At 37.3% G+C, this 19902-nt stretch carries 34 protein-coding genes and 2 tRNA genes; 7 read left to right on the forward strand and 29 right to left on the reverse strand.

Annotation, left to right across the window (positions count from 1 at the left end):
* Positions 1 to 17: 17 nt before the first annotated feature.
* The 27 genes from Q1J40_RS04150 to rpsJ all read right to left on the reverse strand — a co-directional run bounded on the left by Q1J40_RS04150 (position 18) and on the right by rpsJ (position 13212).
* On the reverse strand, positions 18 to 1007 hold the full coding sequence (locus tag Q1J40_RS04150) for a DNA-directed RNA polymerase subunit alpha (RefSeq protein ID WP_301098792.1): 990 nt from the start codon (positions 1005 to 1007) through the stop codon (positions 18 to 20).
* Between the two features lie 32 nt (positions 1008 to 1039).
* Positions 1040 to 1660: a 30S ribosomal protein S4 gene (gene rpsD, locus Q1J40_RS04155; protein WP_121123619.1), complete on the reverse strand. Its 621-nt coding sequence runs from the start codon at positions 1658 to 1660 to the stop codon at positions 1040 to 1042.
* A 28-nt stretch (positions 1661 to 1688) separates the two neighbouring features.
* Positions 1689 to 2078, reverse strand: a complete 390-nt coding sequence (gene rpsK, locus Q1J40_RS04160) for a 30S ribosomal protein S11 (RefSeq protein WP_301098793.1) — start codon at positions 2076 to 2078, stop codon at positions 1689 to 1691.
* Positions 2079 to 2094: 16 nt separating this feature from the next.
* The gene (rpsM, locus tag Q1J40_RS04165) at positions 2095 to 2451 is read right to left on the reverse strand and encodes a 30S ribosomal protein S13 (RefSeq protein ID WP_121123623.1); all 357 of its coding nucleotides are present in this window, start codon (positions 2449 to 2451) and stop codon (positions 2095 to 2097) included.
* A gap of 140 nt (positions 2452 to 2591) precedes the next feature.
* On the reverse strand, positions 2592 to 2705 hold the full coding sequence (gene rpmJ / locus Q1J40_RS04170) for a 50S ribosomal protein L36 (RefSeq protein ID WP_301098794.1): 114 nt from the start codon (positions 2703 to 2705) through the stop codon (positions 2592 to 2594).
* A 23-nt stretch (positions 2706 to 2728) separates the two neighbouring features.
* Entirely contained in the window at positions 2729 to 4051 is a 1323-nt protein-coding gene (gene secY, locus Q1J40_RS04175) for a preprotein translocase subunit SecY (protein WP_301098795.1), read from the reverse strand.
* A gap of 3 nt (positions 4052 to 4054) precedes the next feature.
* Positions 4055 to 4489, reverse strand: coding sequence for a 50S ribosomal protein L15 (gene rplO, locus Q1J40_RS04180; RefSeq protein ID WP_301098796.1), 435 nt, complete (start codon positions 4487 to 4489; stop codon positions 4055 to 4057).
* Positions 4490 to 4493: 4 nt separating this feature from the next.
* The gene (gene rpmD, locus Q1J40_RS04185; RefSeq protein ID WP_121123631.1) at positions 4494 to 4673 is read right to left on the reverse strand and encodes a 50S ribosomal protein L30; all 180 of its coding nucleotides are present in this window, start codon (positions 4671 to 4673) and stop codon (positions 4494 to 4496) included.
* A gap of 6 nt (positions 4674 to 4679) precedes the next feature.
* Complete coding sequence (gene rpsE, locus Q1J40_RS04190; RefSeq protein WP_121123633.1) at positions 4680 to 5180, reverse strand: 30S ribosomal protein S5; 501 nt, start codon at positions 5178 to 5180, stop codon at positions 4680 to 4682.
* A 14-nt stretch (positions 5181 to 5194) separates the two neighbouring features.
* Positions 5195 to 5548, reverse strand: coding sequence for a 50S ribosomal protein L18 (rplR, locus tag Q1J40_RS04195; protein ID WP_301098797.1), 354 nt, complete (start codon positions 5546 to 5548; stop codon positions 5195 to 5197).
* A 14-nt stretch (positions 5549 to 5562) separates the two neighbouring features.
* Complete coding sequence (rplF, locus tag Q1J40_RS04200; RefSeq protein WP_301098798.1) at positions 5563 to 6096, reverse strand: 50S ribosomal protein L6; 534 nt, start codon at positions 6094 to 6096, stop codon at positions 5563 to 5565.
* A gap of 16 nt (positions 6097 to 6112) precedes the next feature.
* Positions 6113 to 6505: a 30S ribosomal protein S8 gene (gene rpsH / locus Q1J40_RS04205; RefSeq protein WP_301098799.1), complete on the reverse strand. Its 393-nt coding sequence runs from the start codon at positions 6503 to 6505 to the stop codon at positions 6113 to 6115.
* Between the two features lie 35 nt (positions 6506 to 6540).
* Entirely contained in the window at positions 6541 to 6846 is a 306-nt protein-coding gene (rpsN, locus tag Q1J40_RS04210; protein WP_301098800.1) for a 30S ribosomal protein S14, read from the reverse strand.
* Between the two features lie 11 nt (positions 6847 to 6857).
* Positions 6858 to 7397: a 50S ribosomal protein L5 gene (rplE, locus tag Q1J40_RS04215; RefSeq protein ID WP_301098801.1), complete on the reverse strand. Its 540-nt coding sequence runs from the start codon at positions 7395 to 7397 to the stop codon at positions 6858 to 6860.
* A 17-nt stretch (positions 7398 to 7414) separates the two neighbouring features.
* Positions 7415 to 7726, reverse strand: a complete 312-nt coding sequence (gene rplX / locus Q1J40_RS04220) for a 50S ribosomal protein L24 (RefSeq protein ID WP_301098802.1) — start codon at positions 7724 to 7726, stop codon at positions 7415 to 7417.
* A 10-nt stretch (positions 7727 to 7736) separates the two neighbouring features.
* Positions 7737 to 8108, reverse strand: coding sequence for a 50S ribosomal protein L14 (gene rplN, locus Q1J40_RS04225; RefSeq protein ID WP_005711998.1), 372 nt, complete (start codon positions 8106 to 8108; stop codon positions 7737 to 7739).
* 147 nt (positions 8109 to 8255) lie between these two features.
* On the reverse strand, positions 8256 to 8513 hold the full coding sequence (rpsQ, locus tag Q1J40_RS04230; protein ID WP_121123647.1) for a 30S ribosomal protein S17: 258 nt from the start codon (positions 8511 to 8513) through the stop codon (positions 8256 to 8258).
* Positions 8513 to 8704 carry a 50S ribosomal protein L29 gene (gene rpmC / locus Q1J40_RS04235; protein ID WP_005539356.1) on the reverse strand — a complete coding sequence of 64 codons (192 nt, stop codon included), beginning with the start codon at positions 8702 to 8704 and terminating at the stop codon, positions 8513 to 8515. The genes rpsQ and rpmC overlap by 1 nt, the downstream gene beginning before the upstream one ends.
* Positions 8704 to 9114 carry a 50S ribosomal protein L16 gene (gene rplP / locus Q1J40_RS04240; RefSeq protein WP_121123648.1) on the reverse strand — a complete coding sequence of 137 codons (411 nt, stop codon included), beginning with the start codon at positions 9112 to 9114 and terminating at the stop codon, positions 8704 to 8706. The genes rpmC and rplP overlap by 1 nt, the downstream gene beginning before the upstream one ends.
* A 12-nt stretch (positions 9115 to 9126) precedes the next feature.
* Positions 9127 to 9831 carry a 30S ribosomal protein S3 gene (gene rpsC, locus Q1J40_RS04245; protein WP_301098805.1) on the reverse strand — a complete coding sequence of 235 codons (705 nt, stop codon included), beginning with the start codon at positions 9829 to 9831 and terminating at the stop codon, positions 9127 to 9129.
* Between the two features lie 18 nt (positions 9832 to 9849).
* On the reverse strand, positions 9850 to 10182 hold the full coding sequence (gene rplV / locus Q1J40_RS04250) for a 50S ribosomal protein L22 (RefSeq protein WP_121123652.1): 333 nt from the start codon (positions 10180 to 10182) through the stop codon (positions 9850 to 9852).
* A 9-nt stretch (positions 10183 to 10191) separates the two neighbouring features.
* Entirely contained in the window at positions 10192 to 10467 is a 276-nt protein-coding gene (gene rpsS / locus Q1J40_RS04255; RefSeq protein WP_077559287.1) for a 30S ribosomal protein S19, read from the reverse strand.
* A 26-nt stretch (positions 10468 to 10493) separates the two neighbouring features.
* Positions 10494 to 11315, reverse strand: coding sequence for a 50S ribosomal protein L2 (gene rplB / locus Q1J40_RS04260; RefSeq protein ID WP_301098807.1), 822 nt, complete (start codon positions 11313 to 11315; stop codon positions 10494 to 10496).
* A 19-nt stretch (positions 11316 to 11334) separates the two neighbouring features.
* On the reverse strand, positions 11335 to 11640 hold the full coding sequence (gene rplW, locus Q1J40_RS04265) for a 50S ribosomal protein L23 (RefSeq protein WP_301098808.1): 306 nt from the start codon (positions 11638 to 11640) through the stop codon (positions 11335 to 11337).
* Positions 11637 to 12242: a 50S ribosomal protein L4 gene (gene rplD / locus Q1J40_RS04270; protein ID WP_121123658.1), complete on the reverse strand. Its 606-nt coding sequence runs from the start codon at positions 12240 to 12242 to the stop codon at positions 11637 to 11639. Before rplD ends, rplW begins: the two co-directional genes overlap by 4 nt.
* Before the next feature lie 15 nt (positions 12243 to 12257).
* On the reverse strand, positions 12258 to 12884 hold the full coding sequence (rplC, locus tag Q1J40_RS04275) for a 50S ribosomal protein L3 (RefSeq protein ID WP_121123660.1): 627 nt from the start codon (positions 12882 to 12884) through the stop codon (positions 12258 to 12260).
* 16 nt (positions 12885 to 12900) lie between these two features.
* Positions 12901 to 13212, reverse strand: a complete 312-nt coding sequence (gene rpsJ, locus Q1J40_RS04280) for a 30S ribosomal protein S10 (protein WP_001181005.1) — start codon at positions 13210 to 13212, stop codon at positions 12901 to 12903.
* A gap of 443 nt (positions 13213 to 13655) precedes the next feature.
* Here rpsJ and Q1J40_RS04285 point away from each other — a divergent pair, with 443 nt between their 5' ends.
* Together Q1J40_RS04285 and fumC are read left to right on the forward strand one after the other, a co-directional pair.
* Positions 13656 to 14297: a TfoX/Sxy family DNA transformation protein gene (locus Q1J40_RS04285; protein WP_301098809.1), complete on the forward strand. Its 642-nt coding sequence runs from the start codon at positions 13656 to 13658 to the stop codon at positions 14295 to 14297.
* Between the two features lie 116 nt (positions 14298 to 14413).
* Positions 14414 to 15808, forward strand: coding sequence for a class II fumarate hydratase (fumC, locus tag Q1J40_RS04290; RefSeq protein WP_301098810.1), 1395 nt, complete (start codon positions 14414 to 14416; stop codon positions 15806 to 15808).
* A 113-nt stretch (positions 15809 to 15921) separates the two neighbouring features.
* Here fumC and sfsA read toward each other — a convergent pair whose 3' ends face one another.
* Together sfsA and Q1J40_RS04300 are read right to left on the reverse strand one after the other, a co-directional pair.
* Complete coding sequence (gene sfsA, locus Q1J40_RS04295; protein WP_301098811.1) at positions 15922 to 16629, reverse strand: DNA/RNA nuclease SfsA; 708 nt, start codon at positions 16627 to 16629, stop codon at positions 15922 to 15924.
* Between the two features lie 79 nt (positions 16630 to 16708).
* The gene (locus Q1J40_RS04300; RefSeq protein WP_301098812.1) at positions 16709 to 16897 is read right to left on the reverse strand and encodes a YqaE/Pmp3 family membrane protein; all 189 of its coding nucleotides are present in this window, start codon (positions 16895 to 16897) and stop codon (positions 16709 to 16711) included.
* A gap of 172 nt (positions 16898 to 17069) precedes the next feature.
* Here Q1J40_RS04300 and mutY point away from each other — a divergent pair, with 172 nt between their 5' ends.
* The 5 genes from mutY (at position 17070) to Q1J40_RS04325 (ending at position 19881) form a co-directional block, all read left to right on the forward strand.
* Complete coding sequence (gene mutY / locus Q1J40_RS04305) at positions 17070 to 18176, forward strand: A/G-specific adenine glycosylase (protein ID WP_301098813.1); 1107 nt, start codon at positions 17070 to 17072, stop codon at positions 18174 to 18176.
* 13 nt (positions 18177 to 18189) lie between these two features.
* On the forward strand, positions 18190 to 18468 hold the full coding sequence (locus Q1J40_RS04310; protein WP_301098814.1) for an oxidative damage protection protein: 279 nt from the start codon (positions 18190 to 18192) through the stop codon (positions 18466 to 18468).
* A 10-nt stretch (positions 18469 to 18478) separates the two neighbouring features.
* Entirely contained in the window at positions 18479 to 19588 is a 1110-nt protein-coding gene (gene mltC, locus Q1J40_RS04315; RefSeq protein ID WP_301098815.1) for a membrane-bound lytic murein transglycosylase MltC, read from the forward strand.
* Positions 19589 to 19713: 125 nt separating this feature from the next.
* A tRNA-Phe gene (locus tag Q1J40_RS04320) sits at positions 19714 to 19789 on the forward strand.
* 16 nt (positions 19790 to 19805) lie between these two features.
* Positions 19806 to 19881: transfer RNA gene (locus Q1J40_RS04325), tRNA-Asn, on the forward strand.
* The last annotated feature ends 21 nt before the right edge of the window (positions 19882 to 19902 follow it).

Genomic DNA, 19902 nt, shown 5'->3' on the forward strand with positions numbered 1-19902 from the left:
AAATCTAATACCTAAAATTATTCTTCAGCAATACTTGCTGGAGGCCAATTTTCAAGGCGCATACCCAGTGATAAGCCACGAGAAGCTAAAACATCTTTAATTTCAGTAAGTGACTTCTTACCTAAATTAGGTGTTTTTAATAATTCAACTTCTGTACGCTGTACTAAATCACCGATATAGTGAATTGTCTCTGCTTTCAAACAGTTAGCAGAACGAACTGTCAGCTCTAAATCATCGACTGGACGGAGAAGAATAGGATCAAACTCCGGTTTTTCTTCTTTTACTTCAGGCTGACGAACATCACGCAAATCAACGAATGCGGCAAGTTGTTCCGCTAAAATCGTTGCAGCACGACGGATGGCATCCTCTGGATCTAATGTTCCGTTGGTTTCCATATCAATAATAAGCTTATCTAAGTCTGTACGTTGTTCGACACGAGCAGCTTCTACATTGTAAGCAATGCGATCCACTGGACTAAAACGTGCATCAACTAATAAGCGACCAATTGGACGATCATCGTCTTGTAAATGTACACGAGCAGAAGCTGGTACATATCCACGACCACGTTGCACTCGAATTCTCATACTAATCGTTGCATTTTTATCTGTCAAATGACAAATAACATGATCAGGATTCACAATTTCAACATCACCATCGTGCGTAATGTCTGCTGCAGTCACAGGGCCAATTCCAGATTTAGTTAGAGTCAAAATAATATCATCTTTATTTTGCACCTTTACCGCTAGACCTTTAAGGTTTAACAATACCTCAAGAATATCTTCTTGTACGCCTTCTTTACTGCTGTATTCATGTAATACACCATCAATTTCTACTTCTGTAACTGCATAACCAGGCATAGACGAAAGTAAAATGCGACGAAGTGCGTTACCTAATGTGTGGCCAAAACCACGCTCTAACGGTTCTAAGGTCACTTTTGCGTGAGTAGAACTAATTTGTTCAATGTTCACTAAGTGTGGCTTTAAAAATTCTGTCACAGAACCCTGCATTTTATCCTCTCTTTGCTTTTAAGCACTACTTATTATTTAGAATAGAGCTCAACGATCAGATGTTCATTAATATCTGCTGATAGATCAGAACGTTCAGGCGTACGTTTAAATACACCTTCCATCTTTGTAGCATCAACTTCTAACCAAGTTGGTTTTTCACGCTGAGTCGCTAATTCTAATGATGCTTTGATACGTGCTTGTTTTTTTGATTTCTCACGAACAGCAACTACATCATCAACAGAAACTTGGTAAGAAGGAATATTTACTACTCGACCATTTACCACGATAGATTTGTGACTAACTAACTGACGAGCTTCTGCTCTAGTTGCTGCAAATCCCATACGATAAACAACATTGTCTAAACGTCCTTCTAACAAGACTAATAAGTTCTCACCGGTATTGCCTTTTAAACGGTTAGCTTCTTTATAGTAATTACGGAATTGACGTTCCAAAATACCATACATACGGCGAACTTTTTGTTTTTCACGAAGCTGACTACCATAATCAGACAAACGTGGTTTACGAGCACCATGTTGACCAGGTGCTGTATCAATTTTACATTTTGACTCGATCGCTCGAACGCCTGATTTAAGGAATAAATCAGTACCCTCACGACGGCTTAGCTTGAGCTTTGGACCCAAATATCTTGCCATTTTCTTTCTCCAATTATTCTAACGTCAATTATACGCGACGTTTTTTCGGTGGACGACAACCGTTATGAGGAATCGGAGTCACATCAGTAATATTCGTGATACGAAAACCCGCCGCACTTAAAGCACGGATTGTTGATTCACGACCTGGACCCGGTCCCTTAACCATAACCTCTAAATTCTTTAAACCAAACTCTTTAACAACTTCAGCACAACGCTCTGCTGCAACTTGAGCTGCAAATGGGGTTGATTTACGAGAACCACGGAAACCTGAACCGCCAGCTGTAGCCCAAGCTAAAGCATTTCCTTGACGGTCAGTAATGGTTACGATTGTATTATTGAAAGATGCATGGATATGCGCAATGCCATCTACGATCTGTTTTTTTACACGCTTACGCGCACGAACTGGTGTTTTAGCCATTATTTATCTACTCCGATTATTTCTTGATCGGTTTGCGTGGACCCTTACGAGTACGCGCATTAGTCTTAGTACGTTGACCACGTACTGGTAAACTACGACGATGACGCAAACCACGGTAACAACCTAGGTCTAATAGACGCTTGATACTCAAAGTTACTTCACGACGTAAATCACCTTCGACAGTAAATTTACCAACTTCTTCACGCAGTTTTTCAATCTGCTCTTCAGACAATTCTCTGATCTTTACATCTTCAGCAATACCCGCAGAAGCACAAATTGCTTGAGCACGAGTTTTACCGATACCATAAATAGCAGTTAATGCGATTACAGTGTGTTTTTGATCAGGAATGTTAATGCCTGCAATACGGGCCACTATGCACTCCTATTTTACTTAATGTTTATTGATATACTGATCTTGAAAAGCCCGTTTCAGGATACTCAAACAGTATATCAGGACGAAATGAGCTGAGCAGTATAACTACTCAGCTGGTTCTTTGCAAGAAAGAATATCAATTAACCTTGACGTTGTTTATGTTTAGCATCGCTACAAATTACACGAACGACACCTTGACGCTTCACAACTTTACAGTTACGACATAATTTCTTAACTGAAGCACGAACTTTCATTGCTTATCCTTTTTATGAAATGGCTATTGCCCTAAGCCTTTTAGATTGGCTTTCTTCAACACAGAATCATATTGTAAAGACATTAAATGACTCTGAACTTGTGCGATGAAATCCATAATAACTACCACTACAATCAATAGTGAAGTTCCACCTAATTGAAACGGAACCTTCCATAGAGATGTAATGATATACGGAACCAAACAAACAAAAGTAATATACAACGCACCAATTAATGTTAAACGTGTCATCACTTTATCGATATAACGAGATGTCTGTTCACCTGGTCTATAACCTGGTACAAACGCACCTGATTTCTTTAAATTATCCGCTGTATCACGTGGATTATATTGCATTCCTGTATAGAAAAATGCAAAGAAAATAACAGCTACAGCAAACAGCACAATATACAATGGCTGACCTGGTTGCAATAATTGTGATAAATCAAATAACCATTCAAAACCTTCACTTTGCCCAAACCATTGAGTAATACTCGCTGGAAATAATATTACACTCGATGCAAAAATCGCGGGAATAACCCCAGCCATATTCACTTTCAGAGGTAAATGTGAAGATCTTGCAGGAGCCATCATTCTGCCTTGCTGACGACTAGCATAATTCACAACAATTCTTCTTTGCCCACGCTCAACAAACACAACAAAATATGTCACCGCAAAGGCTATTACTGCAATTAATAACAAGACAAGTAAAGAAATTTCTCCTTGACGAGCTTGTTCAATAGTTTGCCCAATAACAGATGGTAAGCCTGCGACAATCCCTGCAAAGATTATGAGGGATATACCATTTCCAATTCCTCTCTCAGTAATCTGCTCTCCAAGCCACATAAGGAACATGGTTCCAGTAACAAGACTAATTACAGAAGTCACATAGAATAGAAAACTAGGATCAGGTACCAACCCTTGAATCATATTTGGTAAGGCCAAAGAAATACCTATTGACTGAATAAAAGCCAACAGTAAAGTGGCATATCGAGTATATTTGCTAATTTTACGTCTTCCAGCTTCACCTTCTTTCTTCAATTCAATCAATGCTGGATGAATTGCTGTCAATAATTGCAAAATAATGGAAGCCGATATATAAGGCATTATACCTAACGCAAATATAGAAGCCCTACTCAAAGCACCACCGGAAAACATATTAAACATGTCAATGATGGTACCTTGTTGTTGATTTACTAGCTCGGATAATACAGAAGCATCAATACCAGGAACAGGAATGAAAGAACCGATACGAAACACTACTAAAGCACCTAGAACAAACAACAATCTAGATTTTAATTCGCCAGTTCCTTTTTTAGTATTACCTTGAAATCCTGGTTGTTTAGCCATTTATTATTCCTCGATAGAACCACCAGCAGCTTCAATTGCTACTTTTGCACCTTTGGTTACTCGTAACCCTTTTACTACTAAAGCTTTCTCAATTTTGCCAGATAAAATAACTTTTGCTGCCAAAATATCTTTAGTAATAATGTTAGCTGCTTTAAGTGTTTCTAAAGTTACAACGTTACCCTCTACTCTCTCTAACTCATTCAAACGAACTTCTGCTGAATGTAATGATTTAAGAGAAGTAAAGCCAAATTTTGGTAAACGACGATATAAAGGCATTTGACCACCCTCGAAACCGCGACGAACTCCGCCACCAGTACGAGATTTTTGACCTTTATGACCACGCCCACCAGTTTTACCTAAACCAGAACCAATACCACGGCCAAGACGCTTTTCACTATGCTTAGCGCCATCAGCTGGGGATAGAGAATTTAAACGCATTCTATTACTCCTCAACCTTAACCATATATGAAACCTGATTAATCATACCACGCACTGCTGGTGTATCAATCAATTCTACAGTATGGCGAATATGGCGTAGACCTAGTCCTTTTAATGTAGCTTTATGTTTCGGTAAACGAGCGATAGAACTACGAACTTGTGTTACTTTAATTGTTTTTGCCATATTCAATTACCCCAAAATATCATCAACGGTTTTACCGCGCTTAGCAGCAACCATTTCTGGTGATTTCATATTTGCAAGAGCATCTATAGTTGCACGAACAACATTTATTGGATTAGTTGAGCCATACGCTTTTGATAAAACGTTACGCACTCCTGCAACTTCCAATACTGAACGCATAGCACCACCAGCGATGATACCTGTACCTTCACTAGCTGGTTGCATAAATACTCTAGAACCAGTATGAGAACCTTTAACTGGGTGTTGTAATGTACCTTCATTTAAAGCTACATTAATCATATTGCGACGAGCTTTCTCCATCGCTTTCTGGATTGCTGCTGGAACCTCACGAGCTTTACCATATCCAAAACCAACACGACCATTACCATCGCCTACCACTGTTAAAGCGGTAAAGCTCATAATACGACCACCTTTTACGGTTTTAGAAACACGGTTAACCGCGATTAGCTTTTCCTGCAGTTCACCAGCTTGTTTTTCGATGTTTGACATCTCAAATTCCTCTATTAGAACTGAAGACCAGCTTCACGAGCAGCATCTGCCAATGATTGAACTCGACCATGGTATTTAAAACCAGAACGATCAAATGCAACCGTTTCAATACCTTTAGCTAAAGCACGCTCAGCAACTAATTTACCAACTGCTGCTGCTGCATCTTTATTACCAGTATATTTAACTTGCTCTTTAATTACTTTTTCAACAGTTGAAGCTGCTACTAGTACTTCTGAGCTATTAGGTGCAATAACCTGCGCATAAATATGACGAGGTGTGCGATGCACAACCAAACGGGTTGCACCTTGCTCTCTCATTAAATGACGTGCACGGCTTGCACGACGGATACGAGCTACTTTCTTATCCATAGTGTTACCTTACTTTACTTTTTCTTCGCTTCTTTTGTACGTACAACTTCATCTGAATAACGTACACCTTTACCTTTATAAGGCTCTGGACGGCGATATGCACGAATATCTGCTGCAACCTGACCAATTAACTGCTTGTCTGCACTCTTAAGAACAACTTCTGTCTGAGATGGACATTCAGCAGTTACACCAGCTGGCAACGTATGTTCTATAGGGTGAGAGAAACCTAAATTTAAGGCAACAACATTACCCTTAATTTGCGCTCTATAACCAACCCCGACCAATTGCAATTTTTTAGTAAAACCTTCAGTAACACCAATAACCATTGCATTTACAAGTGCGCGAGCAGTCCCTGCTTGTGCATCTGAATTTGCTACACCAATTCTTGGTGAAAAAGTTAATGCATTATCTTCATATTTCACTTCAACTGCACGGTGAATTTCACGTAATAATTCACCATTTTTTCCTTTAACTGTTAATAGCTGACCGTTGAGTTTAACTTCAACACCGGCAGGAACATTAACAGGTGCTTTTGCAACACGAGACATTTTTCCTACCCCTTAATTACGCTACATAACATATAATTTCACCACCAAGACCAGCTTGACGAGCTGCTCGGTCGGTCATTACACCTTTTGATGTAGAAACAACAGCAATACCTAAACCACCCATAACTTTTGGCAATTCGTCTTTACGTTTATAAATACGAAGACCAGGGCGACTCACTCTCTGAATACTTTCTACAACAGGTTTATTTTGGAAATACTTTAATGTAATTTCCAACTCAGGTTTTGAACCTTCAACAATTTTGAAGCCTTCAACATAACCTTCTTCAGCTAAAACGTTTGCAATAGCAACTTTTAACTTAGAAGAAGGCATACTGATTGCAACTTTATTCGCTGCTTGACCATTACGAATACGGGTCAGCATATCTGCGATTGGATCTTGCATGCTCATGTATTTACTCCCATGATTCCAAATTAAAAGAGGTATTACCAACTTGCCTTTTTAAGCCCAGGGATTTCTCCACGCATTGCTGCTTCACGGACTTTAATACGGCTTAGGCCAAACTTACGAAGTACACCATGTGGACGACCAGTTTGGGCACAACGGTTACGCTGACGGCTAGGACTTGAATCGCGAGGTAAAGACTGTAATTTTAATACAGCATCCCAACGCTCTTCATCCGAAGAATTAGTACTAGAAATAATTTTCTTTAATTCTTCACGCTTTTCGTAAAACTTATCAGCTAACTTTGCACGTTTTACATCACGTGCAATCATTGATTGTTTTGCCATGATAACCTACCTTATTTACGGAATGGGAAATTGAAAGCCGCTAATAAAGCTAAACCTTCTTCATCATTTTTCGCTGTTGTAGTAATAGTAATATCTAAACCACGTACACGATCTACCTTATCGTAGTCGATTTCAGGGAAAATGATTTGTTCACGAACACCCATACTGTAATTGCCTCGGCCATCAAAAGATTTTGTGTTCAAGCCACGAAAATCTCGAGTACGAGGAACAGCGATAGTAATCAATCTTTCAAAGAACTCCCACATGCGTTCACCACGCAGAGTTACTTTACATCCGATAGGATATCCTTGACGGATTTTAAAGCCAGCAACAGATTTGCGAGCTTTTGTAATTAAAGGTTTTTGACCGCTAATTGCTGCTAGATCTGCTACTGCATTATCTAGTAGTTTTTTATCGGTCAATGCTTCACCCACACCCATATTAAGGGTTATCTTTTCGATTCGTGGGACTTGCATGACAGACGAGTAGTTGAATTTATTTTTCAATTCATTAACTACTTGCTCTCTGTAGTAATCATGCAGTTTCGCCATCGCATTACTCCAGTTAATTAAATTGTTTTATCGTTAGATTTAAAGAAACGAACTTTTTTTCCATCTTCAAATCTAAAACCCACTCGGTCAGCTTTATTTGTTTCAGGGTTAAAAATAGCAACATTTGATACTTCAATTGCAGCTTCTTGTTTAACTAAACCACCTGGTTTTCCTAATGCAGGAACCGGTTTTTCATGTTTAGTAACAATATTGATGCCTTCAACAAATACCTTACCATTTGGTAACACTTTAGTTACCTTACCACGCTTACCTTTATCTTTACCGGTAAGAACAATAACTTCATCGTTTTGACGAATTTTCGCAGCCATTACATTCTCCTTACAGTACTTCTGGAGCTAAAGAAATGATCTTCATAAACTTCTCAGAACGAAGTTCACGAGTCACAGGTCCAAAAATACGAGTACCGATTGGTTGCTCTGTATTATTATTCAAAATAACACAAGCGTTGCCATCGAAACGAATAACCGCGCCATCTGGGCGACGAACACCCTTCTTGGTGCGCACAACAACTGCTTTTAACACATCACCTTTTTTAACTTTACCACGAGGAATTGCTTCTTTCACAGTAACTTTGATGATATCGCCAATTGCAGCGTAACGACGGTGCGATCCACCTAGAACCTTGATACACATTACGCTACGAGCCCCTGAATTATCAGCAACATCCAGCATAGTCTGTTCTTGGATCATATTAGTGCTCCGTTAAATAAAAAAACACCCTTTCGGGACGAATCTATCCTAAAATGGACAGGTGTCATATTATACACACCGTTCAACTAAAGGACAACAAAAAAAGTAAACGGTATAAAACCGTTTACTTTTCATACCAGTTACTGATTAAGCAACTACTGCTTTCTCAACAACACGAACTAAAGTCCATGATTTAGTTTTAGAGAGTGGGCGACACTCTTTAATTTCAACTACATCACCTAATTTAGCATCGTTATTTTCATCATGTACATGTAATTTTGTTGTACGACGAATAAACTTACCATAAATTGGATGTTTAACCGTACGTTCAATAGCAATAACAAATGATTTATCCATTTTATCGCTAATTACTTTACCTTGTACTTTACGAATTTTATCAGTCATTACTCACCCGCTTTTTCTGTTAACACAGTTTTGATTTGTGCAATACTGCGACGCACTTGTTTTAACTGATGGGTTTGTTGAAGCTGACCGGTGGCTGCTTGCATACGCAACTTGAATTGCTCACCTAACAAGTTAACCAATTCAGCATTCAGCTCTTCAACACTTTTTGTACGTAGTTCTTGAGCTTTCATTACATCACCGTCTTAGTTACAAATGTGGTTTTAAACGGAAGTTTAGCTGCAGCTAATGCGAAAGCATTACGTGCAACCTCTTCAGAAACACCATCCATTTCATATAGAACTTTACCCGGTTGGATTAAGGCTACCCAGTATTCTACATTACCTTTACCTTTACCCATACGGACTTCCAATGGTTTTTCAGTAATTGGTTTATCTGGGAATACACGAATCCAGATTTTACCTTGACGTTTTACCGCACGGCTCATCGCACGACGAGCTGCTTCAATTTGGCGAGCAGTTAAACGACCACGACCAATTGCTTTTAAACCGAATGAACCGAAGCTCACTTCTGTACCACCCGCGAGACCACGGTTGCGTCCTTTGTGAACTTTACGGAATTTTGTACGTTTTGGTTGTAACATTCAGTGATCTCCTTATTTACGACCTTTGCGAGCAGGCTTTTTAGGCTGTGTCGCTGGTTCTTTCTCAGATTCAATCACTGCAGCCATTCCACCAAGAATCTCACCTTTGAAGATCCATACTTTAATACCGATTACTCCGTATGTAGTATTAGCTTCAGCAGTATTATAATCGATGTCAGCACGAAGTGTATGCAAAGGTACTCGACCTTCACGATACCATTCTGAACGTGCAATTTCTGCACCACCTAAACGACCGCTAACTTCAACTTTGATACCTTTAGCACCTAAACGCATTGCATTTTGTACCGCACGTTTCATTGCACGACGGAACATAACACGTCTTTCAAGTTGAGAAGCAATGCTATCTGCAACTAATTTTGCATCTAGCTCTGGTTTTTTCACTTCTGCGATGTTGATTTGTGCTGGAACACCTGCAATTTTAGAAACTGCATTTCTTAATTTTTCAACATCTTCGCCTTTTTTACCGATAACGATACCAGGACGAGCAGTATGAATTGTTACACGAATACTTTTTGCTGGACGTTCAATAGTGATACGTGACACAGAAGCGTTCGCTAACTCTTTATTTAAAAATTTACGTACTTTGAAATCACCATCTAGATTAGATGCAAAATCTTGTGTATTCGCGAACCAAGTAGAGCTCCAAGGCTTAACAATACCAAGGCGAATACCATGTGGATTTACTTTTTGACCCATTTGTTATTCTCCTACTGATTAACGATCTGACACAACCACAGTAATGTGGCTTGTACGTTTTAAAATACGATCGGCACGACCTTTAGCACGTGGCATTACACGCTTCATGCTTGGACCCTCATCAACGAAGATCTTTGCAACTTTAAGGTCATCGACATCTGCACCATCATTGTGCTCTGCATTTGCAATAGCTGATTCTAACACTTTCTTAACTAAAGATGCTGCTTTTTTGTTTGTGAAAGTTAAAATTTCTAGTGCTTGTGCAACTTTTTTACCGCGAATTAAATCAGCAACTAAGCGAGCTTTTTGGGCAGAAGTGCGAGCGTAACGATGTTTTGCAATAGTTTCCATCTTTTACCTCTATCTCTTAGCTTTCTTATCTGCGGCATGACCGCGGTATGTACGAGTCGGTGCAAATTCACCTAATTTATGACCGATCATTTCATCAGAAACATAAACTGGAACATGCTGACGACCATTATGGACTGCGATGGTCAATCCGATCATTGACGGAATGATCATTGAACGACGGGACCAAGTTTTAATTGGCTTTTTATCCCCGCTTTCCACCGCCTTCTCTACCTTCTTCAACAAGTGTAGGTCAAGGAATGGACCCTTCTTGAGAGAACGTGGCATGGCTTACCTCTTAATTAATTAAAAATTTATTTACCACGACGACGTACAATAAATTTATCTGTACGTTTGTTATGGCGAGTTTTCTTACCTTTGGTTTGAACACCCCAAGGAGTAACAGGGTGTTTACCGAAGTTACGACCTTCACCACCACCGTGTGGGTGATCTACTGGGTTCATTGCAGTACCACGAACTGTTGGACGAATACCTCTCCAACGGTTTGCACCTGCTTTACCAAGAACGCGAAGCATATGTTCTGAATTACCTACTTCACCAATGGTAGCAGAACATTCAGCTAATACTTTACGCATTTCACCTGAGCGAAGACGTAAAGTTACATAATTACCTTCACGAGCAATAATTTGTACATATGCACCTGCAGAACGAGCGATTTGACCGCCTTTTCCTGGTTTTAATTCTACATTGTGAATTGTTGAACCTACAGGGATATTACGCATTGGTAATGAGTTACCTACTTTAATTGGAGCTGAAACACCCGCTTGAATTTGATCACCTACAGATAAACCTTTAGGAGCCAAAATATAACGACGTTCACCATCTTTATAAAGTACTAATGCAATATTAGCAGAACGGTTTGGATCATATTCTAAACGTTCAACAACAGCAGGAATATCTAATTTATTACGTTTAAAATCAATTAAACGATAATGCTGTTTATGACCACCACCGATATGACGAGTGGTAATACGACCTAAATTATTACGACCACCAGTTTTAGACTTAGAATCTAATAATGGTGCATAAGGTTTACCCTTATGTAATTCTGCGTTAACAATTTTTACTACATGACGACGACCAGCGGAGGTCGGCTTACATTTAACGATAGCCATAGTTTTCTATTCCTCCGAATTACTCTGTTGCACCTTCAACAAAGTCAAGTGATTGACCTTCTTGAAGAGTAACATATGCTTTTTTCCAGTCACTACGACGACCTGTTTTTGCACCACGACGTTTAGTTTTACCTTTAACAACGACAGTACGTACAGAATCAACCTTTACTTCAAAAAGCTGTTCAACTGCTTTAGCAACTTCCGCTTTATTAGAATCTAAAGCTACTTTAAAAACAATTGTATTCGCTTTTTCAGCATTATTTGTTGCTTTCTCAGAGATATGAGGTGCTTTAAGCACTTTTAGCAAACGTTCTTGTTGAATCATGCTAACATCTCCTCAATTTGTTTTACTGCATCAACAGTCATAACTACTTTATCAAAAGCAATTAAACTTACTGGATCGATAGCTTGAACATCACGAACGTCTACTTTGTATAAGTTACGTGCAGCTAAGAATAGATTTTCATCTAAACTTGCAGTAATGATGAGTGCATCTGTTAATGCCATATCTTTTAATTTTTGTACTAAAACTTTAGTTTTAGGTGCTTCGATTTCAAATTTTTCAACAACAACTAAACGATCTTGGCGAACAAGTTCAGATAGGATGCTCTTGATTGCACCACGGTACATTTTTTTGTTTACTTTTTGGCTATGATCTTGTGGTTTTGCAGCAAATGTAATACCACCAGAACGCCAGATTGGTGATTTAACATCACCTGCACGAGCACGGCCCGTACCTTTTTGACGCCAAGGTTTTTTACCTGAACCAGACACTTCAGCACGAGTTTTTTGAGCACGAGATCCTTGACGAGCACCTGCTGCATAAGCAACAACTACTTGATGGATAAGAGCTTCATTAAACTCACGTCCGAAGGTAGTTTCAGAAACCGCTAATGCACTTTGTGCATCTCTTACGACTAATTCCATCTCTAACTCCTAGACTTATGCTTTAACTGCTGGTTTAACAATAACATCACTATTAGTTGCACCAGGTACAGAACCTTTAACTAATAATAATTTACGTTCAGCATCTACACGAACAACTTCAAGTGATTGAACAGTTACACGCTCAGCACCTAAATGTCCTGCCATTTTTTTACCTTTAAACACACGACCTGGAGTTTGGTTTTGACCAATAGAACCAAGTACACGATGTGATAAAGAGTTACCGTGAGTTGCATCTTGAGTACGGAAATTCCAGCGTTTAACACCACCAGCAAAACCTTTACCTTTTGATGTACCAGTAACATCTACTTTTTTAACATCTGTGAAGATGTCTACGTTGATTTCTTGACCTAAAGTGAATTCTTCACCTTCAGTACGAAATTCCCATAAACCGCGACCAGCTTCAACACCTGCTTTAACGAAATGACCTGCTTCAGGCTTAGTTACACGATTCGCTTTTTTCGAACCTGTTGTAACTTGAACTGCAGTATAGCCATCGTTTTCAAGAGTTTTAACCTGAGTCACACGGTTGGCTTCAATTTCGATTACAGTAACTGGAACTGAAACGCCATCTTCATTGAAGATACGAGTCATTCCAACTTTACGACCGACTAAACCAATCATTGTAATAACCTCTTAATTAACCTAGGCTGATCTGCACGTCAACGCCGGCAGCCAAATCTAAACGCATTAAAGCATCAACAGTTTTTTCTGTTGGCTCAACAATATCTACTAAACGTTTGTGGGTACGAATTTCATATTGATCACGTGCGTCTTTATTAACGTGTGGTGAAATCAATACTGTGAAACGCTCTTTACGTGTTGGTAAAGGAATCGGACCACGAACTTGTGCTCCTGTACGTTTAGCTGTTTCTACGATCTCCGCTGTGGATTGATCAATTAAACGATGATCAAAAGCTTTTAAGCGGATACGGATTCTTTGGTTCTGCATTAGACCAGAGCTCCATTAATATTTAGCTAATAAAAAAACCGAACCACCACTTAAATAACTACTTTAAGGGGGCACAGTCATACCTTGTTATAGCCCTCTAATTGAGGACATTTTATGTATTACAAAATCTGTGTAATACCACCTAATAAATGATTACATTAGGCGACTATCAATTTATAGTGTTCAAATTCTACAAAAAATTACTGAACAAATCAAGTCATATTCAATCTATTCAATACTAAAACACAAAATACTCAATAATTTTTTATCTCCATCCCATGTCACGGTTAAATTTAAACCAAAAAAAGAATGTTTTTTATAATTTTTCGATATATCTCACAAAAAAACTAGCGATCATTGATTGCAAATATAACTTCATAACGTAATCATCATTATCGAGGATATTTTCTCGATTAATTAACTTATAACCTGTGGGGACTCTAATGACTTATATAGAAACACAAACACAAGAAATTCGCAACTTACTTCTACCCATACTTGGCCAAACTACTGCTAAAACTTATTTTTCTTACTATGGAATATTCAAAGATTACATCATGATAGGATTATATAAAGAAGGGTTATTCTATCTAAAAATTTCGGAAAAATTCTTTTCAGATTTGACCAAATATCAAGGTATCATTAGTTTATCAGATCCCAATATTAAACAATCAAATAAATATTATTTTATGCCTCAAATGATCCTGAATAATATAGAAAAGTATAGTAATTGGTTTACTGATAGCTTTGCTGACATAAAACAAGCAAAAGATATATCTTATCTCCAAAAAAGAAATAGAATCAGTTCATTACCAAATATGAATCTAAATTTAGCGAGAATACTAAAAAAGGTAAATATTATAACGAAAGAAGATTTAATTGATAAAGGAGAAATTTGTATTTTTGTTGAACTCATCAAACTTGGTCTAGATGTAGATCATATTATTTTATTCAAACTATATGGAGCAATAAATAATCAATTTATTTATACCATGTCGACCAATATAAAAGAGCTCCTACTTAAAGATGCAAATCAAGCTTTGAATCATGCAGGGCTTCGAAAACGCTTTAATACAAATTTATGATCCAAATCACAAAATTTATAAAAAACATAAGGGAATCTTTTGTATATCATTTCTTTATTATTTTGTGGATGCTAACATTCGCTTGGTCATTATTTATCAAATCTTAGGAGAAAATCATGGAATTTCGTATCGAAAAAGACACGATGGGTGAAGTCAAAGTACCAGCTAATCGCTATTGGGCTGCACAAACAGAGCGATCACGTAATAATTTTAAAATTGGTCCCGAAGGTTCTATGCCTAAAGAAATTATTGAAGCATTTGGTTATCTGAAAAAAGCTGCTGCTTATGCAAACCATGATTTAGGTGTTCTTCCTGTAGAAAAACGTGATCTTATTTCGACTGCTTGTGATGAAATTTTAGCAAATAAACTTGAAGGAGAATTCCCTCTTGTTATTTGGCAAACTGGTTCAGGTACTCAATCTAATATGAATGTGAACGAGGTGGTCGCTAACCGAGCTCATGTTTTAAATGGCGGAAAGTTAGGTGAAAAATCTATTATCCATCCGAATGATGACGTTAATAAATCACAATCTTCTAATGACACTTATCCAACAGCAATGCATATTGCTGCATACAAGAAAGTAGTAGAACATACACTTCCAGCAGTAAAACGTTTACAAAAAACATTATCTGAAAAATCAGAAGCGTTTAAAGATGTCGTAAAAATTGGTCGTACTCATTTAATGGATGCCACTCCACTCACTCTTGGACAAGAATTTTCTGCTTATGTTGCCCAATTATCATTTGGTATTAAAGCATTAGAAAATACTTTGCCTCATTTATCTCAATTGGCGTTAGGTGGTACTGCGGTTGGTACAGGATTAAATACCCCAAAAGGATACGATGTAAAGGTTGCAGAGTATATTGCTAAATTTACAGGTTTACCGTTTGTTACTGCACAAAATAAATTTGAAGCTTTAGCAACTCATGATGCAATTGTAGAAACTCACGGAGCATTAAAGCAATTAGCAGTTTCATTATATAAAATTGCTAGTGATATTCGATTGTTAGCCTCAGGTCCTCGCTCAGGTATTGGTGAAATTTTAATTCCTGAAAATGAGCCAGGCTCATCAATTATGCCAGGTAAAGTGAATCCAACCCAATGTGAAGCAATGACCATGGTATGTGCACAAGTATTAGGTAATGATACAACTATCTCATTTGCAGGAACACAAGGACATTTTCAGTTAAATGTGTATAAACCTGTTATGGCATTCAATTTCCTACAATCAGCTCAATTATTAGGAGATGTTTGTATCTCATTTGACGAACACTGTGCATCTGGCATTGAACCAAATTATCCAAGAATTAAACAACAATTAGAACAATCTTTAATGTTAGTTACTGCATTGAATACTCATATTGGATATGAAAATGCAGCTAAAATAGCTAAAACAGCACACAAAAATGGTACAACATTAAAAGAAGAAGCTATTAACTTAGGATTGTTAACTGCAGAGCAGTTTGATGAATGGGTTAGACCAGAAGATATGGTGGGTAGCTTAAAATAAAACTAATTCATTAAATAAAAATAGGAAGAGTTTTATTTCTTTCAGCAGTAAATAAAACTCTTCTTATTAACTATCCAAAAGAGATCCAATATTAAATATACTACCTATCATTTTTACAATAAATGCCTTAAATTCACCCCTAAAGGTATACAACCGTTAAACTCAAATTCTGCTTTATAAATTAGTATATTAACTCCTTTTCGGATAGCCTGATCTAATAACTCTGAATACACTTTATCTATATGTTCAGCTATCTTAAAACTTGTAATGCCTGAATGTAAAATTGCAAATAAGATAACTGCTTGTTTATTTTGTTTGGGTAATAACGCAAGTTCTCTCAGATGCTTTTGCCCCCTCTCTGTTTTAGTATCTGGAAACATGCCTATGCCATTATCTGTCAATAATGTGGTCGATTTTACCTCTACAAAACAATCATCCATTCCAGCTTGTTTCAATAAAAAGTCAATACGACTACCCTCTTCTCCATATTTCTGCTCAGGTAAAATATGTGTATATTCTGCTAACTCGCTGATCCATCTATTTTCTAATGCCTCTGCCACTAACTGATTCGCTCTTTGAGTATTCACACAAATCAAATCACCTGAAGTCGTTTGAGTTAATTCCCAAGTATTAGGATATTTTCTTTTCGGATTATCGGAAGTAGAAAACCATACAGTATCACCTTCATTTGCACAGCCTGTCATTGCTCCTGTATTTGGGCAATGAATTGTAATCGTTTCTCCAGTAGGTAAAAGTATGTCTGCTAAAAAACGTTTATAACGACGAAGAAGTACTCCTTTAGATAAATTTGGAAGTTGCATAGTTAAAATTCTTAATTAAGGTAATAAAAAACCACCTTACGATAAGTCATAGAGGTGGTATAATAATATTCAAAAACAACTAGTTAGCTGAGCTATTTTTGATTTTTTGATCGGTGTTATATTGAGATAAAGCGTAAACAGCCCAAATTGTTGCGGGAATCCAACCTAATACAGTAATTTGTAAAATCAAACAGATAATACCCGAAATTGGACGTCCAATGGTAAAAAAAGTTAACCATGGTAATAAAAAAGCAATTAATAAACGCATAATACTCCTTTCTAATTAAAATCATTAACTGTATAAAACAGCACTAAATTTTTACTATTTTTTTATCTTTTTGTCAAAAGATAAAATAAAATCGAGTTATGACAGATTACCAAGATATATTACAATCATACTGAATTAACTCATCATAATAATATCAAGGCTAACAGTAGTTATGAAAAAACAGCCTATTTATCCCCTAGCGCAAGCAAAAGTATCTGATATTTTTGCTTTATCAGTTTTAAATTGGTACCGACAACACGGTCGTAAACATCTTCCTTGGCAACAAAATAAAACGTTTTATGGCGTTTGGCTTTCAGAAGTGATGCTACAACAAACTCAAGTAGCAACAGTTATCCCTTATTTTAAACGTTTTATCACACGTTTTCCGACTATTAACGACCTTGCTAATGCCTCTATTGATGAAGTTCTACATTTATGGACTGGGCTTGGCTATTACGCTAGAGCGAGGAATTTACATAAAACAGCACAAATCATTCGTGATAAATATGATGGCAAATTTCCCTCTCAATTTAAAGATGTTTTAACTTTATCAGGTATAGGTAGAAGTACAGCAGGTGCGATTTTATCTTCTGTTCTTGATGCACCTTATCCCATTCTTGACGGAAATGTTAAGCGTGTACTTGCTCGCTATTTTGCCGTTGAAGGATGGCCTGGTGAGAAAAAAATTGAAAATAAATTATGGGAACTGACCGCTTGTGTCACACCTACCACACAGGTAGCTGATTTTAACCAAGCTATGATGGATTTAGGAGCGATGATCTGTGTAAGATCTAAACCTAAATGTACGCTATGTCCTTTAGAAAAAGAGTGCAAAGCTAATGCAGAAAATGCATGGCAAAAATACCCCACAAAAAAACAAAAAAAAGAACTACCAATCCGCCAAAGTTACTTTTTAATTTTACAATTAGGCACAAAAATTCTATTAGAGAAGCGTGAGGATGAAGGTATTTGGGGCGGATTATTTGCATTTCCTCAATTTGAATCCTTTGAGGAACTCAAGCGGTCAGATTTAGTCAAAAATATGCAAATTTCTCAACATCTCATTGCATTTAGACATACATTTAGTCATTTCCATTTAGATATTTACCCTATATTATTTAAAGCTGATATGAACAAACTTCAAGAAAATAGAGGGATTTACAGTACCTCTGTATCATCTAATAGAGAATATTGGTATGATTTGCGACAACCTAGTAAGATTGGCTTAGCTACGCCAGTTAAACGAATTTTAGACGAATTTATGTATAACCAACAATAAAAAAGGAAATAAAATGCCTCGTACAGTTTTTTGCGAATATTTTAAAAAAGAGTTAGATGGTTTAGATTTTCAACTCTACCCTGGTGAATTAGGTAAACGTATTTTTGACACTATCAGTAAACAAGCTTGGTCTGAGTGGATCAAAAAGCAAACAATGTTAGTGAATGAAAAAAAATTAAATATGATGAATCCAGAACATCGTCAAATTTTAGAACAAGAAATGATTAACTTCTTATTTGAAGGTAAAGATGTGCATATAGATGGTTATGTGCCTGTCTCTAAAACAGAATAAAGGGTTTAAAATGAAAAAGGTAACTAAAGTTCTTCCTCTCGCCATACTTGTTTCTTTTCTCGTTGCGTGTAGCAGTACACCACCAAAACCAAGTAAAAAAAGTAGTGTAAGAAGGGGATGGGGGTATCCAGAGTATGGAAAAGATACCAATGGATTAGATATTCTTACTGGACAATTCTCCCATAATATTGACCAAATTTGGGGAGTAAATGAATTGTTGGTTGCTACACGTAAAGATTACGTAAAATACACCGATAAATATTATACTCGTAGCCATATTAGCTTTGAAGATGGACAAATATTAATTGAAACATTAGGTGATCAAAATCACTTAAGAAACTCCATTATACATACATTATTAATGGGTTCTGATCCTTCAGGTATCGATCTTTTTGCATCAGGAGATACACCAATTAGCAGTCAACCATTTTTGGAAGGGCAAGTCGTTGATCAGTTTGGCAGAACAATAACCAATATTTCTGTAGCCAATGATTTTGCAACTTATCTTATTCAAAACAAAATGAAAACTAGACGTTTACAAAATGGTTATACTGTAACTTATGTCAATATACCAATGACTGAAAACCATATTGCTGTCCGAGCAAGACGTTATTTACCAATCGTTAGACGAACAGCCAAAAAGTATGGTATTGATATGAGTTTGATTCTTGGGATTATGGAAGTGGAATCCGCATTTAACCCTTATGCTGTGAGTTATGCTAATGCAATTGGATTAATGCAAATTGTACCAAGAACAGCAGGACGAGATATTTTTGTGCGTAAAGGGCTTAGTGGACAACCAGATAAAGCTTATTTGTATAATCCTGCACAGAATGTCGATGCAGGTACGCATTATCTAGCGATTTTACGAGATGAATACTTAAGAGATATCACTAATCCTATTTCTAAACGCTATGCTATGATTTCAGCATATAACAGTGGTGCCGGCGCTGTATTACGTGTTTTTGATAGTGATAAATGGGCAGCAATGAATAGAATTAGTAATTTAAGTCCAGATGCGGTGTATCGTATTTTAACGACAGCACATCCTTCTGCTCAAGCTAGAAATTATTTGGTAAAAGTAAATAATGCTCAACAAAAATACTCACACGTACGATAACTAGCTGTTTTTAATACAACTTGAATAAAAATCGATCTGTTGAGTATATTTATTTTATTTTTCCTAAAAAAGTATTTGACGAGAGTAATGAAAATCAGCATAATGCACCCCGCAAACGACGAGTCGCCTCGATAGCTCAGTCGGTAGAGCAGGGGATTGAAAATCCCCGTGTCGGTGGTTCGATTCCGCCTCGAGGCACCATTTTGCGAAACTAAATTCCTCCTTAGTTCAGTCGGTAGAACGGTGGACTGTTAATCCATATGTCGCAGGTTCGAGTCCCGCAGGAGGAGCCATATTCTGAAGCCCTGATAATT

This window comes from Otariodibacter sp., assembly GCF_029256985.1.
Classification (GTDB): Bacteria; Pseudomonadota; Gammaproteobacteria; order Enterobacterales; family Pasteurellaceae; genus Otariodibacter.

What these genes read in the sequence shown, in the direction of transcription:
- rpsQ (WP_121123647.1), bottom strand. Translation starts at nt 8,513, where the DNA reads ATGACTGATAAAATTCGTAAAGTACAAGGTAAAGTAATTAGCGATAAA.
- rpsS (WP_077559287.1), bottom strand. Translation starts at nt 10,467, where the DNA reads ATGCCACGTTCTCTCAAGAAGGGTCCATTCCTTGACCTACACTTGTTG.
- rplP (WP_121123648.1), bottom strand. Translation starts at nt 9,114, where the DNA reads ATGTTACAACCAAAACGTACAAAATTCCGTAAAGTTCACAAAGGACGC.
- rplX (WP_301098802.1), bottom strand. Translation starts at nt 7,726, where the DNA reads ATGGCTGCGAAAATTCGTCAAAACGATGAAGTTATTGTTCTTACCGGT.
- rplV (WP_121123652.1), bottom strand. Translation starts at nt 10,182, where the DNA reads ATGGAAACTATTGCAAAACATCGTTACGCTCGCACTTCTGCCCAAAAA.
- rplD (WP_121123658.1), bottom strand. Translation starts at nt 12,242, where the DNA reads ATGGAATTAGTCGTAAGAGATGCACAAAGTGCATTAGCGGTTTCTGAA.
- rpsJ (WP_001181005.1), bottom strand. Translation starts at nt 13,212, where the DNA reads ATGCAGAACCAAAGAATCCGTATCCGCTTAAAAGCTTTTGATCATCGT.
- rplN (WP_005711998.1), bottom strand. Translation starts at nt 8,108, where the DNA reads ATGATCCAAGAACAGACTATGCTGGATGTTGCTGATAATTCAGGGGCT.
- rpsK (WP_301098793.1), bottom strand. Translation starts at nt 2,078, where the DNA reads ATGGCTAAAACACCAGTTCGTGCGCGTAAGCGTGTAAAAAAACAGATC.
- rpsC (WP_301098805.1), bottom strand. Translation starts at nt 9,831, where the DNA reads ATGGGTCAAAAAGTAAATCCACATGGTATTCGCCTTGGTATTGTTAAG.
- rpmJ (WP_301098794.1), bottom strand. Translation starts at nt 2,705, where the DNA reads ATGAAAGTTCGTGCTTCAGTTAAGAAATTATGTCGTAACTGTAAAGTT.
- rpmD (WP_121123631.1), bottom strand. Translation starts at nt 4,673, where the DNA reads ATGGCAAAAACAATTAAAGTAACACAAGTTCGTAGTTCTATCGCTCGT.
- mutY (WP_301098813.1), top strand. Translation starts at nt 17,070, where the DNA reads ATGAAAAAACAGCCTATTTATCCCCTAGCGCAAGCAAAAGTATCTGAT.
- Q1J40_RS04300 (WP_301098812.1), bottom strand. Translation starts at nt 16,897, where the DNA reads ATGCGTTTATTAATTGCTTTTTTATTACCATGGTTAACTTTTTTTACC.
- rpsN (WP_301098800.1), bottom strand. Translation starts at nt 6,846, where the DNA reads ATGGCAAAACAATCAATGATTGCACGTGATGTAAAACGTGCAAAGTTA.
- rplE (WP_301098801.1), bottom strand. Translation starts at nt 7,397, where the DNA reads ATGGCGAAACTGCATGATTACTACAGAGAGCAAGTAGTTAATGAATTG.
- rpsD (WP_121123619.1), bottom strand. Translation starts at nt 1,660, where the DNA reads ATGGCAAGATATTTGGGTCCAAAGCTCAAGCTAAGCCGTCGTGAGGGT.
- rplR (WP_301098797.1), bottom strand. Translation starts at nt 5,548, where the DNA reads ATGGATAAGAAAGTAGCTCGTATCCGTCGTGCAAGCCGTGCACGTCAT.
- rpsE (WP_121123633.1), bottom strand. Translation starts at nt 5,180, where the DNA reads ATGTCAAACATCGAAAAACAAGCTGGTGAACTGCAGGAAAAGCTAATC.
- rplW (WP_301098808.1), bottom strand. Translation starts at nt 11,640, where the DNA reads ATGATTCAACAAGAACGTTTGCTAAAAGTGCTTAAAGCACCTCATATC.
- rplB (WP_301098807.1), bottom strand. Translation starts at nt 11,315, where the DNA reads ATGGCTATCGTTAAATGTAAGCCGACCTCCGCTGGTCGTCGTCATGTA.
- secY (WP_301098795.1), bottom strand. Translation starts at nt 4,051, where the DNA reads ATGGCTAAACAACCAGGATTTCAAGGTAATACTAAAAAAGGAACTGGC.
- fumC (WP_301098810.1), top strand. Translation starts at nt 14,414, where the DNA reads ATGGAATTTCGTATCGAAAAAGACACGATGGGTGAAGTCAAAGTACCA.
- sfsA (WP_301098811.1), bottom strand. Translation starts at nt 16,629, where the DNA reads ATGCAACTTCCAAATTTATCTAAAGGAGTACTTCTTCGTCGTTATAAA.
- rpsH (WP_301098799.1), bottom strand. Translation starts at nt 6,505, where the DNA reads ATGAGCATGCAAGATCCAATCGCAGATATGCTGACCCGTATTCGTAAT.
- rpmC (WP_005539356.1), bottom strand. Translation starts at nt 8,704, where the DNA reads ATGAAAGCTCAAGAACTACGTACAAAAAGTGTTGAAGAGCTGAATGCT.
- Q1J40_RS04285 (WP_301098809.1), top strand. Translation starts at nt 13,656, where the DNA reads ATGACTTATATAGAAACACAAACACAAGAAATTCGCAACTTACTTCTA.
- rplC (WP_121123660.1), bottom strand. Translation starts at nt 12,884, where the DNA reads ATGATTGGTTTAGTCGGTCGTAAAGTTGGAATGACTCGTATCTTCAAT.
- Q1J40_RS04150 (WP_301098792.1), bottom strand. Translation starts at nt 1,007, where the DNA reads ATGCAGGGTTCTGTGACAGAATTTTTAAAGCCACACTTAGTGAACATT.
- rplO (WP_301098796.1), bottom strand. Translation starts at nt 4,489, where the DNA reads ATGCGTTTAAATTCTCTATCCCCAGCTGATGGCGCTAAGCATAGTGAA.
- Q1J40_RS04310 (WP_301098814.1), top strand. Translation starts at nt 18,190, where the DNA reads ATGCCTCGTACAGTTTTTTGCGAATATTTTAAAAAAGAGTTAGATGGT.
- mltC (WP_301098815.1), top strand. Translation starts at nt 18,479, where the DNA reads ATGAAAAAGGTAACTAAAGTTCTTCCTCTCGCCATACTTGTTTCTTTT.
- rplF (WP_301098798.1), bottom strand. Translation starts at nt 6,096, where the DNA reads ATGTCTCGTGTTGCAAAAGCACCTGTTAATGTTCCTGCCGGTGTTGAA.